The sequence below is a fragment of the Angustibacter speluncae genome, assembly GCF_054777815.1.
Genome location: NZ_BAAHAF010000005.1, coordinates 41,689 through 53,448, shown reverse-complemented (window position 1 = coordinate 53,448; position 11,760 = coordinate 41,689). Strand labels below are relative to the sequence as shown.

At 73.1% G+C, this 11,760-nt stretch carries 13 protein-coding genes; 9 read left to right on the top strand and 4 right to left on the bottom strand.

Going from position 1 to position 11,760, the window contains the following annotated elements; translation table 11 throughout:
• On the bottom strand, positions 1-693 hold a 693-nt coding region (locus ACYVKY_RS00570), incomplete at its 3' end, for a BadF/BadG/BcrA/BcrD ATPase family protein (RefSeq protein WP_460433040.1).
• A 121-nt stretch (positions 694-814) separates the two neighbouring features.
• Here ACYVKY_RS00570 and ACYVKY_RS00565 point away from each other — a divergent pair.
• Genes ACYVKY_RS00565 through ACYVKY_RS00540 form a run of 6 tightly spaced genes read left to right on the top strand, consistent with a single transcriptional unit; the run spans position 815 to position 6,012 of the window.
• Positions 815-1,579, top strand: coding sequence for a sugar isomerase domain-containing protein (locus ACYVKY_RS00565; RefSeq protein WP_460433039.1), 765 nt, complete (start codon positions 815-817; stop codon positions 1,577-1,579).
• Between the two features lie 30 nt (positions 1,580-1,609).
• Positions 1,610-3,022: a type 2 periplasmic-binding domain-containing protein gene (ngcE, locus tag ACYVKY_RS00560; RefSeq protein WP_460433038.1), complete on the top strand. Its 1,413-nt coding sequence runs from the start codon at positions 1,610-1,612 to the stop codon at positions 3,020-3,022.
• Positions 3,023-3,065: 43 nt separating this feature from the next.
• Positions 3,066-3,977, top strand: a complete 912-nt coding sequence (locus ACYVKY_RS00555) for a carbohydrate ABC transporter permease (protein ID WP_460433037.1) — start codon at positions 3,066-3,068, stop codon at positions 3,975-3,977.
• Positions 3,978-3,987: 10 nt separating this feature from the next.
• Entirely contained in the window at positions 3,988-4,884 is an 897-nt protein-coding gene (locus ACYVKY_RS00550) for a carbohydrate ABC transporter permease (RefSeq protein ID WP_460433036.1), read from the top strand.
• Complete coding sequence (locus ACYVKY_RS00545; RefSeq protein WP_460433035.1) at positions 4,881-5,732, top strand: DeoR/GlpR family DNA-binding transcription regulator; 852 nt, start codon at positions 4,881-4,883, stop codon at positions 5,730-5,732. The genes ACYVKY_RS00550 and ACYVKY_RS00545 overlap by 4 nt, the downstream gene beginning before the upstream one ends.
• Before the next feature lie 10 nt (positions 5,733-5,742).
• The gene (locus ACYVKY_RS00540) at positions 5,743-6,012 is read left to right on the top strand and encodes a hypothetical protein (protein WP_460433034.1); all 270 of its coding nucleotides are present in this window, start codon (positions 5,743-5,745) and stop codon (positions 6,010-6,012) included.
• Here ACYVKY_RS00540 and ACYVKY_RS00535 read toward each other — a convergent pair.
• Positions 5,998-6,933, bottom strand: coding sequence for an FAD-dependent oxidoreductase (locus ACYVKY_RS00535; RefSeq protein WP_460433033.1), 936 nt, complete (start codon positions 6,931-6,933; stop codon positions 5,998-6,000). The two genes, ACYVKY_RS00540 and ACYVKY_RS00535, sit on opposite strands and share 15 nt — an antisense overlap.
• Before the next feature lie 33 nt (positions 6,934-6,966).
• Here ACYVKY_RS00535 and ACYVKY_RS00530 point away from each other — a divergent pair, with 33 nt between their 5' ends.
• On the top strand, positions 6,967-7,560 hold the full coding sequence (locus ACYVKY_RS00530; protein ID WP_460433032.1) for a potassium channel family protein: 594 nt from the start codon (positions 6,967-6,969) through the stop codon (positions 7,558-7,560).
• Here ACYVKY_RS00530 and nucS read toward each other — a convergent pair.
• Both nucS and ACYVKY_RS00520 read right to left on the bottom strand, forming a co-directional pair.
• Complete coding sequence (gene nucS / locus ACYVKY_RS00525) at positions 7,546-8,241, bottom strand: endonuclease (RefSeq protein ID WP_460433031.1); 696 nt, start codon at positions 8,239-8,241, stop codon at positions 7,546-7,548. The two genes, ACYVKY_RS00530 and nucS, sit on opposite strands and share 15 nt — an antisense overlap.
• 39 nt (positions 8,242-8,280) lie before the next feature.
• Complete coding sequence (locus ACYVKY_RS00520; RefSeq protein ID WP_460433030.1) at positions 8,281-8,937, bottom strand: hypothetical protein; 657 nt, start codon at positions 8,935-8,937, stop codon at positions 8,281-8,283.
• Positions 8,938-9,088: 151 nt separating this feature from the next.
• Here ACYVKY_RS00520 and ACYVKY_RS00515 point away from each other — a divergent pair, with 151 nt between their 5' ends.
• Together ACYVKY_RS00515 and ACYVKY_RS00510 are read left to right on the top strand one after the other, a co-directional pair.
• Positions 9,089-10,867: a 3-hydroxyacyl-CoA dehydrogenase family protein gene (locus ACYVKY_RS00515; protein WP_460433029.1), complete on the top strand. Its 1,779-nt coding sequence runs from the start codon at positions 9,089-9,091 to the stop codon at positions 10,865-10,867.
• A 25-nt stretch (positions 10,868-10,892) separates the two neighbouring features.
• Positions 10,893-11,750: an alpha/beta fold hydrolase gene (locus tag ACYVKY_RS00510; protein ID WP_460433028.1), complete on the top strand. Its 858-nt coding sequence runs from the start codon at positions 10,893-10,895 to the stop codon at positions 11,748-11,750.
• Positions 11,751-11,760: the final 10 nt, after the last annotated feature.

Here is an 11,760-nt window from a genome sequence, read left to right as displayed (position 1 = left end):
CTCGAGGGCGGCGACCGCGTAGTCGGCGTGGAACCGCACGGGCGCGAGCACGTGCACGGCCCGCACCACCTGCCGACGCACCCGGTCGCCGTCGTCGAGGCCGCCCGGAGCGCTGTCGCCGCCGCCGTCCCCGAGCAGCGCGGTCAGCGCGTCGGCGCCCAGCCGACCGGGCGGTCGCGCGGCGTCCAGGTCGGCGAGCAGCTCGAGCACCTCCTCGCGTCCCAGCCAGAAGCCGGCGCCCTCGTCGCCGAGCAGCCAGCCGTGGCCGCCGGCCGTCCTGGTGAGGACGTGGCCGCGCACGACCCCCGCGCTCGCGCCCGTCCCGGCGATGAGCACCAGGCCGTCGGGGTCGGGGGAGCCGGCGGCGTAGGCGACGGTGAGGTCGGGCAGGTACTCGGGTGCCGCGTCGACGCCGCAGCCGGCCAGGGCCGCGGCGAAGCCCGCGGCGACCGGTCCCTCGCGCAGCGCGGACCCGCCGGCCACGCCGAGCACCACGCGCCCGACGCGTGGTGAGCCCGCCTCCGCCAGCGCCCGCCCGAGCGCCTCGCCGAGAGCGCCGGCGGCGGTCGCCGGGCTCGACACCGGGTTGCCCGCGCCGGCCCGGCCGCGCCCGAGGACGCGACCGTCCCGGTCGGCCACCACGACCCGGGTGCTCGTGCCGCCGAGGTCGGCGCCGACGACCGTTTCGCTCACGTTTGACGATCCGTTCTGATCGATCCGGGTCCTGGACGGGCTCATCCGATCACGCTACGGTTCCCGACGGCCGGGGTCGAGGACGACCGCGCGACCCGCCGACGCGTCCGAGGGGAGCACGATGACCGACCCGTCCGCGCCCACCGCAGCAGCCTTCCGCACCGCGCTCGACGAGGTGCTGGCGCGCGTGCAGGAGCAGGCCGACGGGCCGGTGCAGGACGCCGCCGACGTGCTCGCCCGCTGCGTGCTCGCCGACGGCGTGGTGCAGGCCTTCGGCACCGGCCACTCCGAGGCGCTGGCGATGGAGGTCGCGGGTCGCGCCGGCGGGCTGGTGCCGAGCAACCGGATCGCGCTGCGCGACCTGGTGCTGCGCGGCGGGGCCGACCCGGCGGTGCTGTCCGACGGCACGCTCGAGCGCGACCCGTCCGTCGCCGCCCGCCTGTACGAGCTCACCTCGCCGGCGCCGCAGGACGCCTTCGTGGTCGCGTCGAACTCCGGCGTGAACGGCTCGACCGTCGAGATGGCCCGCGTGGCGCGGGAGCACGGTCACCAGGTCGTCGCGATCACCTCGCTCACCCAGACCGCGCAGGTGCCGTCGCGGCACCCGTCCGGCCTGAAGCTGAAGGACGTCGCCGACGTCGTCCTCGACAACGGCGCGCCGTACGGTGACGCGATCCTGCCGCTGCCGGGCGGTGGCACGGTCTGCGGCGTCTCGTCGATCACCAGCGCGCTGCTCGCCCAGATGATCGGCGCCGAGGTCGTGCGCCGCGTCCTCGAGGCGGGCGTCGTCCCGCCGGTCTACCTGTCCGCCAACGTCCCCGAGGGCGACGAGCACAACCACGCCCTCGAGGCCCGCTACGCCGGCCGCATCCGCCGCGGCGCCTGACACCGCACCCACCCAGAGAAGGAGCACCAGATGTCCCTCCCGAACCAGCACTCCCGCAGGGTGTTCCTGCAGCGCGCGGCGTTCGCGTCGTTCATCGCCGCCGGCGGCGCCGGCACGCTGGCGTCGTGCGCGAGCGGCGGCAGCGGTGGCGGCGAGGCCACCGGCGAGGGCGAGGTGTCGGCCGACAACCCGTTCGGCGTCACCGCCGACGCCCCGCTCGACGTCGTCATCTTCAAGGGCGGCTACGGCGACGACTACGCCAAGTTCCACGAGGAGCTGTACGGCAAGAAGTTCCCCGACGCCGAGGTGAAGCACGCCGGCATCACCGACATCCGCCAGCAGCTGCAGCCGCGCTTCAACGCCGGCAACCCGCCCGACGTCGTCGACAACTCCGGCGCCGAGTCGCTGCCGATCTCGACCCTCGCCGACACCGGCCAGCTCGCCGACCTGACGATGCTGTTCGACGCCGAGTCGGTCGACGGCGGCACCGTGCGCGAGTCGCTCGTCCCGGTGGCGATCGAGGCCGGCACCTACGACGACAAGCCGCTGGTGCTCAACTACGCGCTGGAGTGCTACGGCCTCTGGTACGACGCGACGCTGTTCGAGTCGAAGGGCTGGACGCCGCCGGAGACCTGGACGGACTTCCTCGCGCTCTGCGAGGAGATCAAGGGCGCCGGCATCGCGCCGATGGCGCACCAGGGCAAGTACCCGTACTACATCCAGCAGGTCCTGATGGACATGGCCGTCAAGCACGGCGGCCTCGACGTCATCTACGCCATCGACTCGCTCGAGCCGGACGCCTGGAAGCACGAGTCGGTGCTCGCCGCCGCCGAGGCGCTCGCCGAGATCAAGGCGAAGGGCTACATGCTCGAGGGCACCGAGGGCCTCGACCACATCCAGTCCCAGACCGCCTGGAACGAGGGCAAGGCCGCGTTCATCCCGTCCGGCTCCTGGCTCGAGAACGAGCAGAAGGACGTCGCGCCGGCCGAGTTCCGCACCACGGTCGCGCCCACGCCGCTGCTCGACGGCGCCACGCTGCCCTACGGCTGCACCCGGCTCAGCGCGGCCGAGGCGTTCATCGTCCCCGAGCAGGCGGCGAACAAGGCCGGCGGCATGGAGTTCCTGCGGATCATGCTGTCGAAGGAGGGCGCGGCGAAGTTCACCGAGCTCACCGCAGCGCCCACCGTCGTGCAGGGCGGCGCCGAGGGCGTCGACCTCACCCCGGCGGCCGAGTCGGTGCAGGCGCTGGTCGACTCCGGCGGCGACGACAACTGGAACATGTACTTCCACGTCTGGTACACGCCGCTGGCCGACAAGATCGAGACGATCGTCGGCGAGCTCGCCGCCGGGCGCCTCGACGCCGCGGGCTTCACCGCCGAGGCGCAGAAGGCCGCGGACGAGACCGCCGCCGACCCCTCGACGAAGAAGCGCACGCGCGGCTGACGCGCCGCCGCACCGACCGCACGGACGACGAGGAGGCCCACCCATGCAGCACGGCAAGTACCGGTTCGTGGTGGGCTTCCTCGTCGTCCCGATCGTGCTCTACGCGGTCTTCGTCCTCTCGCCGTTCGTGCAGGCGTTCTACTACTCGCTGACGAACTGGACCGGCGTCTCGCCGCAGTTCGACTTCGTCGGCCTGCAGAACTTCGAGCGGCTCGCGAACGACTCGGTCTTCCTGCGCGCGATCCGCAACAACGCGGTGCTGCTCGTCGTGGTGCCGGTCGTGACGATCGTGCTGGCGCTGCTGTACGCGTTCCTGCTCAACGTCGGGGGGCGCGCCGGCGCGGCCGGCGTCCGGGGGGTGCGCGGCGCAGACTTCTACAAGCTCGTGTTCTTCATGCCGCAGGTGCTGTCGGTGCCGGTGATCGCCGTGATCTGGTCGGTGATCCTCACGCCCACCGGCGACGGCCTGGCCAACAGCCTGCTCGGCCGGCTCGGCGTCGACCCGAAGGGCTGGCTCGCCGACCCCTCGATGGCGCTGTGGTGCGTGGTGTGGGTGCTGGTCTGGGGCGGCGTCGGGTTCTACCTGGTGCTGTTCAACGCCGCGATGAGCTCGATCCCGCGCGACATCTTCGAGGCCGCGCTCATCGACGGCGCCGGCCGCGTCACGACGTTCGTGCGCATCACGATCCCGCTGCTGTGGGACACGATCCAGACCGCGTGGGTCTACATCGCGATCCTCGCGCTCGACGTCTACGCGCTGGTCGCGGTCATGACGGTCGGGCCCGGCGGGCCCGACAACGCGACCCAGGTGATGTCGCTGCAGATCGCGAGCAACGGCTTCCAGTACGGGCAGGCCGGGTACGCGTCCGCGATGGGCGTCGTGCTGTTCCTCACCACGCTGGTCATCGCCGTGGTGATGCTGCGCGCCACCCGGCGCGAGCAGATCGAGTACTGAGGGAGGCGACGTGTCGCTGACGAAGCAGGAGCCGGTGGCCCCGGCCGCCGCACCCGCGCGCCGGCCGGAGCAGGGGCGCCACGGGTCGGCCAAGGCCGACCTGGGCAACGCCGCCGCGCACGTGGTGCTGGCGCTGTGGACGGTCACCGTCGTCGTCCCGTTCGCCTGGGCGCTGCTGGCCTCGACCAAGACCACGCGCGAGATCTTCGGCAGCCCGTGGTCGCTGCCCGAGACGCCGCGGTGGGGCAACTTCGCCAGCGCCATGGACAAGGGCGTCGGGGAGTACCTGCTGAACAGCGTGGTCGTGGTCACCGGCGGCGTCGTGCTGACCATGCTGCTGGGCTCGATGGTGGCCTACGTGCTCGCGCGCTACCCCTTCCCGGGCAACCGCGCGATCTACTACCTGTTCGCCGCCGGGATGATGTTCCCGGTCTTCCTGGCGATCGTGCCGCTGTTCTTCGTCGTGCGCGGGTTCGGCATGCTCTCCACCTACCACGGGCTGATCCTCGTCTACACCGCGTACTCGCTGCCGTTCACCGTGTTCTTCATGCACGCCTTCTTCCGCACCCTGCCGACCTCGGTGGCCGAGGCCGCGGTGCTCGACGGCTGCTCGCACACCAGCGCGTTCTTCCGGGTGATGCTGCCGATGGCCAAGCCGGGGCTGCTCAGCATCGGCGTCTTCAACGTCCTGGGGCAGTTCAACCAGTTCGTCCTGCCGTCGTTCCTCTCGCCCGAGAAACCCGTTCTGGCCCAAGGCATCGCGACCATGCTCGCCAGCACGAGGTACGAGAGCGACTGGGGCGGCTTGTTCGCGGCGCTCGCGATCGCCATGCTTCCCGTCGTGATCGTGTACGTGGTGTTCTACCGGCAGATCCAGGCCGGGCTGACGAGCGGGACGCTGAAGTGAGCGCCACGCCCGACGAGCTGGCGACCGACCTGGTCGACGAGCCGCGGCGCGGCGAGCAGGTGCTCGACCGGTCCCGCCGCTGGCAGGCGCTGCTCGACGCCGTCGCCCAGCACGGCCGGCTGTCGGTCACCGAGGCCGTCGAGCGGCTCGGGGTGTCCGGCGCCACGATCCGCCGCGACTTCCTCGCCCTGGCCGAGCAGCAGCTCGTCACCCGCACCCACGGCGGCATCGTCGCCACCGCGGTGGCCTACGACCTGCCGGCCCGCTACCGCGGCGCGGGCCGCAGCGGCGCCAAGGAGCGCATCGCCGCGGCCGCCTGCGACCTGCTCGACGAGGGGACGGTCGTCGCCTTCAACGGCGGCACCACCACCTCGGCGGTCGCCCGCCGGCTCGCCGCCCGTCCCGACCTCGCCGCGACCTCGACGCGTCCGGCCATCACCGTCGTGACGAACGCGCTGAACATCGCGACCGAGATGGTGCTGCGCCCGCACGTGCGCACGGTGACCCTCGGCGGCGTCGCGCGCCAGCAGTCGTACGAGCTCACCGGGCCGCTCGCGGCGATCGTGCTCGAGCAGCTCTGGATCGACACCATGGTGCTCGGCGTCGACGGCTTCTCGCAGGCCGACGGCGCGTCGGCCCAGCACGAGGGCGAGGCCGGCATCAACGCCGAGATGGTGCGCCGCAGCAAGAAGGTCGTGGTGGTGGCGGGCTCGGAGAAGCTCGGCCGCCGCGCGTTCGCCCGCATCTGCGACGCCGGCGACATCGACGTGCTCGTCACCGACGACCACGCCGACGACGACCACGTGACGGCGCTGCGCGAGGCGGGCGTCCAGGTCGTGCTGGCCTGAGGTCCGCGTCGTGAGCGACCTGCAGTGCCCGGTGACGCTGCTCGTGACGACCGTCGCGCCGCAGGAGCACCCGGGCGAGGTGGTGCGCGTGGCGGCGGGTGCGGCGGACGCCCGGGAACGGCTCGACGACCTCGCCGACCTGCGCCGGGGCGAGACCGTCGTGGTCGTCACCGACGACGTGCCGGCCCTGGTGCTGCTGCTGACCGGGCGGCCGGCTTCCGGTGACGCGGTGCGCGTCGACGGCGACGCCGACGGGTGGCGGGTGTCAGCGCAGGGCTGAGACCTCGCGCAGCACGTCGTCGGCGCAGCCCCACGACAGCGTCACGCCGGCCCCGCCGTGGCCGTAGCAGTGCACCACCGCCCGCTCGTCGTCGACGACGGTCTCGAGCCGCACGGCCGGCCGCGCCGGCCGCAGCCCGACCCGGTGGGCGAGCACGCGGGCACCCCGCAGCCGCGGCTCGACCGCGGTCGCGCGCGCCAGGACCTGCTGCGCCACAGCGGGATCGGGCGTGGTGTCCCACTCGCCGTCGTCGGCGGTGCCGCCGACCACGACGTCGTCGCCGCGAGGCAGCACGTAGAGGGGACGGGCGGGGTCGGCGTCGTCGACCCACCAGCGGGTCAGGCCCGGGTTCTCGAGCACCACCACCTGCCCGCGCACGGGCCGCACCTCGGGGTCGCGCGCGGTGGCGCGGGCGCTGACGCCGGTGGCGTTCACGACGACGCCGCGCTGGGGGAGCGCGGCGAGGGGCATCCGCGTGATGGTGCCGCCCGCGGCAGCGAGGCGGGCGGCGAGCCACGGCAGGTACGTCGTGGTCCGCGCGACCGGCACCGTCGTCCGCCAGCCCGAGGCGTACCCGGGCAGCGGGTCGCGCTCGAGCTCGACGGCCGGGCGGCCGTCGAGCACCCAGTCCGGCCGCGGCGGCGACGGGTCGTGGTGCAGCTCGTGGCCCTCGGTGAGGCGGACGCCGGTCGCCGGGTCGTCGGCCAGCGCGGTCAGCTCGGTGAGCGTGGTGGCGGCCCAGGCGGCGACCCGCTCGCGCGGGTGCGCGAGGTACGGCAGCCACAGGCCGCCGGCGACGGCCGAGGTGGTCTCGAGCGGCAGGTCGCGGGCGAGCACGTGCGCGTCGTACCCCGCCTCGGCCAGGCGGACGGCGCAGCTCAGCCCGATGACCCCGGCCCCGACCACGACGACGCGCTGCACGGGTTCATCCTGCTGCATCTGGGACGCTGTGCGGTGGCCCGGGCGCCCGGTGCCGACGACCACGAGGGGGAGCCCGTGCTGAAGATCCTGCTGCAACCCGTCACCCGCCTGTTCGTCTGGACGACGTCGAGGCTGCGACGGGTGGTGATGGCGTACCTGCTCACCCGGTTGATCGCGGTGCTCACGTTCGGGGTGATCGAGAACTGGAGCTTCCTCGACGCCTACTGGTGGGGCGAGGTCGCGTCGCTGACGATCGGCTACGGCGACCTGTCGCCCGAGACCACGCTCGGGCGCCTGCTCGCCGGGCCGTTCCACTTCTTCTGGGTCTACTACTGCGGCCTGGCCATCGGCGGCCACATCGTGCTGATGGTGTTCAAGAACCGCAACGAGATGACGCACGAGGAGCAGGAGTGGCTCTTCCACGTCGTCACCGTGGTGTTCGGGTGGACCCGCTGGCTCGTGCAGGCCCGCCTCGACGACGACCCCACGCTCGCGCAGCGGGTGCCCGTCCCGTTCCGCGACGAGGCCGGCGTGCTGGCCGAGTGCCCCGAGCAGCCGCACGACACCGAGGAGGGCGACCTCGAGCCGTCCCGCTACGTGCGCGGGCTGGCCTCAGAACAGGCGTGAGGTGACGTCGTCGACGCCCTTCATGGCGTCGTAGTCGAGTGTCAGGCAGGCGATCCCGCGGTCGGTGGCCAGCACCCGCGCCTGCGGCTTGATCTCCTGGGCGGCGAACACGCCCTTCACCGGCGAGAGCAGCGGGTCGCGGTTCAGCAGCTCGAGGTAGCGGGTGAGCTGCTCGACGCCGTCGATGTCGCCGCGGCGCTTGATCTCGACCGCGACCGTCGTGCCGGACGCGTCGCGGGCCAGGATGTCGACCGGGCCGATCGCGGTGGGGTACTCGCGCCGCACCAGGCTGTGGCCGGTGCCGAGCCGCTCGATCTGCTCGGCGAGCAGCTTCTGCAGGTGCGCCTCGACGCCGTCCTTGACCAGTCCGGGGTCGACGCCGAGCTCGTGCGCGGAGTCGTGCAGCACCTCGTGGATGCGCACCAGCAGCCGGTCGTCGCTCTTGGCGTGCTGCACCCGCCAGACCGCCACGACCCCGGTGGCGGCGTCGTCCTCGTCGGGCTCGGCCTCGGCCATCGCGCACGGCGGGCTCATCCAGTTCAGCGGCTTGTACGAGCCGCCGTCGGAGTGCACGAGCACCGACCCGTCGGCCTTCACCAGCAGCAGCCGGGTGGCGAGCGGGAGGTGGGCCGTCAGCCGTCCCTCGTAGTCGACCGAGCAGCGGGCGATGACCAGGCGCACGGCCGACACCCTAGCCGGGGCGCCCGCCCGTCCCGGAACTCAGTCGTCCTCGAAGTACGTGAGCTCGACGGTGGCGACGACCGCCACCTGCGACGACGCGCGCAGCGCGTCCAGCACCGGCGCGGCGGGCTCCTGCCCGGTGAGGTCGACCCGGCTGAGCGGCAGGTAGCTCGAGACGTCGTCGGGGAAGGTCACCTCCACGACGAGCACGGCGTCCGGCGCGTCGGGGTGCTGGTAGCGCCCCTCGAGCGGGCCGCTGGCCCCGCTGCGGTCCATCTCGCCGTACTGGGTCGGCTCCCAGCCGAGCGCCCGCACGCGCTCGTCGACGTCGGTCGCGGCCAGCTGGGGGGTGGCGGCCGAAGAGGTCGCCCCGAGGACGCTCGCCCGCGAGCAGGACAGCGTGTACCCGTCCTGGACCTTCCAGTTGTTCTGGCCCTCCTCGCAGCCCTCGACCTCGACCCGCCCGACGCCCGCGCCGGCCTCGGCCAGCGCGTCCTCGACCGGGTCGGTGAGCTCGGCCAGCGGGGCCACCGCGTCCTCGCCCGCCTGCACGACCCGGCGGTCGTCGGGCTGCGCGGCGGGACGGATGCCGTCCCACCCGCCCGACAGGCCCCACCACAGCGCCCCGACGCCCAGCAGCACCAGCAGCACCACCGAGCCGAGGACCCACGCGACCACCTTCAGGGCTGTGCTCATGCCCCCACCCTGCCCGGCGGACGCGGCCGCGCCACTGAGTACGCGGGCCCGTCCGTGCTGGTGTGACGTGCGTGACGAAGCCCGGGTGCGGCGCGGACCCTCTGCGAGGATCGGCCCGGTCGAGGGGGCACCGACGAGTCGAGGGAGAGTCATGGCACGCGAGTTCGCCACCGTGGGCGTGGTGGGTCTGGGCACGATGGGCGCCGGCATCGCGGAGGTGTTCGCCCGCAACGGGCTCGCCGTCGTCGCGCACGAGCCCGACGCCGACGGCCTGGAGCGCGGCCGCGGCCACGTCGAGTTCTCCACCGGCCGGGCCGTCTCCCGCGGCAAGCTCGCCGAGGACGAGCAGGCCGCCCTGCTCGGCCGCATCACCTTCACCAGCGACCTCACCGACCTGGCGCCGTGCGACCTCGTGGTCGAGGCGGTGCCCGAGCACCTCGACCTGAAGCGGCAGATCTTCACGGCGCTCGACGCGATCGTGCGTCCCGAGGCCGTGCTCGCCACGAACACCTCCTCGCTGTCGGTCACCGAGATCTCCGTCGCCACCAGCAACCCGCGCCGAGTGGTGGGCATGCACTTCTTCAACCCCGCGCCGGTGCAGAAGTTCGTCGAGGTCATCCGCACGGTCGTCACCGAGGACGACGTCGTCGAGGACGTGAAGGCGCTCGCGGACCGGATCGGCAAGATGCCCGTGGTCGTGGGCGACAAGGCCGGCTTCATCGCGAACGCGCTGCTGTTCGGTTACCTCAACCACGCCGTCTCCATGTACGAGTCGCGGTACGCGACCCGCGAGGACATCGACGCGTCGATGACGCTGGGCTGCGGCCTGCCGATGGGCCCGCTCGCGCTGATGGACCTGATCGGGCTCGACACCGCCTACGAGATCCTCGACACGATGTACAAGCAGGGCCGCGACCGGCTGCACGCGCCCAGCCCGATCCTCAAGCAGATGGTCACGGCGGGCCTGAAGGGACGCAAGAGCGGCCGCGGCTTCTACACCTACGCCGAGCCCGGCTCGTCGAAGGTCGTCGCGGACGCGCTGACACCGGCGGACGGCGCCGCCGACACCGCTGGCCTGCGCCCGATCTCGTCCGTCGGCGTCGTCGGCTCGGGGACGATGGCCACGGGCATCGTCGAGGTGTTCGCCAAGGCCGGGTACGACGTGGTGGTCGTCGCGCGCAGCGTCGACAAGGCGCAGGCGGTCGTCGCCAAGGTGACGGCGAGCCTGGCGAAGGCGGTGGGACGCGGCAAGATCGAGCAGGCGGACGCCGACGCGGCCCTCGCGCGCATCACGCCGTCGTCGTCGCTCGAGGACCTGTCCGGCGTCGACCTCGTCGTCGAGGCGGTGGTCGAGGAGCTGTCGGTGAAGCAGGCGCTCTTCCGCGACCTCGACGGCATCTGCAAGCCGGGGGCGGTCCTCGCGACCACGACCTCGTCGCTGCCCGTGGTGGAGTGCGCGGCCGTGACGCAGCGTCCGGACGACGTCGTCGGTCTGCACTTCTTCAACCCGGCGCAGGTGATGCGCCTGGTCGAGGTGGTGCGCACCGTGGCGACCGCCGACGACGTGGTCGCGACCGCGGTCGACCTGTGCCGCCGCATCGGCAAGCACCCGGTCACCTGCGCCGACCGCGCCGGCTTCATCGTCAACGCGCTGCTGTTCCCGTACCTGAACGACGCGGTCAAGATGGTCGAGGCCAACTACGCCTCGACCGACGACATCGACACGGCGATGAAGACCGGCTGCGGCTACCCGATGGGCCCGTTCGAGCTGCTCGACGTGGTCGGGCTCGACGTCTCGCTGGCGATCGAGCGCGAGCTCTACCTCGAGTTCCGCGAGCGGGGCTACGCGCCGGCGCCGCTGCTCGAGCACCTCGTCACCGCGGGCTACCTGGGACGCAAGACCGGACGCGGGTTCCGCACCTACGCCTAGGTTCTGGGACGACTAGGGTGGCGCGATGACGCCGTCCGACGCCGAGGTCGAGACCGCTGCGGGCACCTACGCCGTGGCGACGTACGCGGGGGAGTCCGCGCCGGTGCTCGCCGTGCACGGCGCGACCTCGACGAACCGGCTGTGGCTGTGGTTCCACGAGGCGGCGCCGTGGGCCACGCTCGTGGCGCCCGACCTGCCCGGACGCGGCCTCACGCCGGCCCGCCCGGTCCGTCCGTCGTCGGTCGGGGTGCACGCCGACGAGCTGGTGGGGTTGCTCGACGAGCTCGGTCTCGGGACGGTCGACGTGCTCGGCATGTCGATGGGCGGGTTCGTCGCGGTCGAGCTGGCCGCCCGTCACCCCGACCGCGTCCGGACGCTCACGCTGCTCGACGGCGGGCTCCCGGTGCCGGCGCTCCTGCCGGAGGACCTGGTGGAGAAGACGTTCCGCGACCAGCACGACGGGACCGATTGGCCCGACGTCGCGACCTACGCCGCGCACCTCGCCGCCACCAGCACCCCGCTGATCGACCCGGCCGACCCGCGGTTCGTCGAGATGTGCGCGCGCGACCTCACCCGTGGTGCCGACGGCGGGCCGGTGCAGCGCGACGTCAACACGGTTGCCGCGGACGCGGTCTCGGTGCTGGCGTCCCCGCGGCCGGCCGAGGCGTTCGCCGAGGTCCGCGTGCCGACCCGGTTGCTGCACGCGGAGTGGGCGACGGGGGAGGGGACGGCGCCGATGTACCCGTCCGAGCACGTGGCCGGCTTCCCGACCCTGATGTCGGCCGCGCACGTGGCCGGCATCGACCACGCCGGGGTCGTCATGACCGACCGCGGCGCGGCAGCCGGTGCGGCGTTGCTGCGGGCGTCCCTCGACGAGGTCTGAGCCGTGGGCA

Coding starts and splice junctions, on each gene's coding strand:
- ACYVKY_RS00510 (WP_460433028.1), top strand. CDS start 10,893: ATGACGCCGTCCGACGCCGAGGTCGAGACCGCTGCGGGCACCTACGCC.
- ACYVKY_RS00555 (WP_460433037.1), top strand. CDS start 3,066: ATGCAGCACGGCAAGTACCGGTTCGTGGTGGGCTTCCTCGTCGTCCCG.
- ACYVKY_RS00520 (WP_460433030.1), bottom strand. CDS start 8,937: ATGAGCACAGCCCTGAAGGTGGTCGCGTGGGTCCTCGGCTCGGTGGTG.
- ACYVKY_RS00515 (WP_460433029.1), top strand. CDS start 9,089: ATGGCACGCGAGTTCGCCACCGTGGGCGTGGTGGGTCTGGGCACGATG.
- ACYVKY_RS00565 (WP_460433039.1), top strand. CDS start 815: ATGACCGACCCGTCCGCGCCCACCGCAGCAGCCTTCCGCACCGCGCTC.
- ngcE (WP_460433038.1), top strand. CDS start 1,610: ATGTCCCTCCCGAACCAGCACTCCCGCAGGGTGTTCCTGCAGCGCGCG.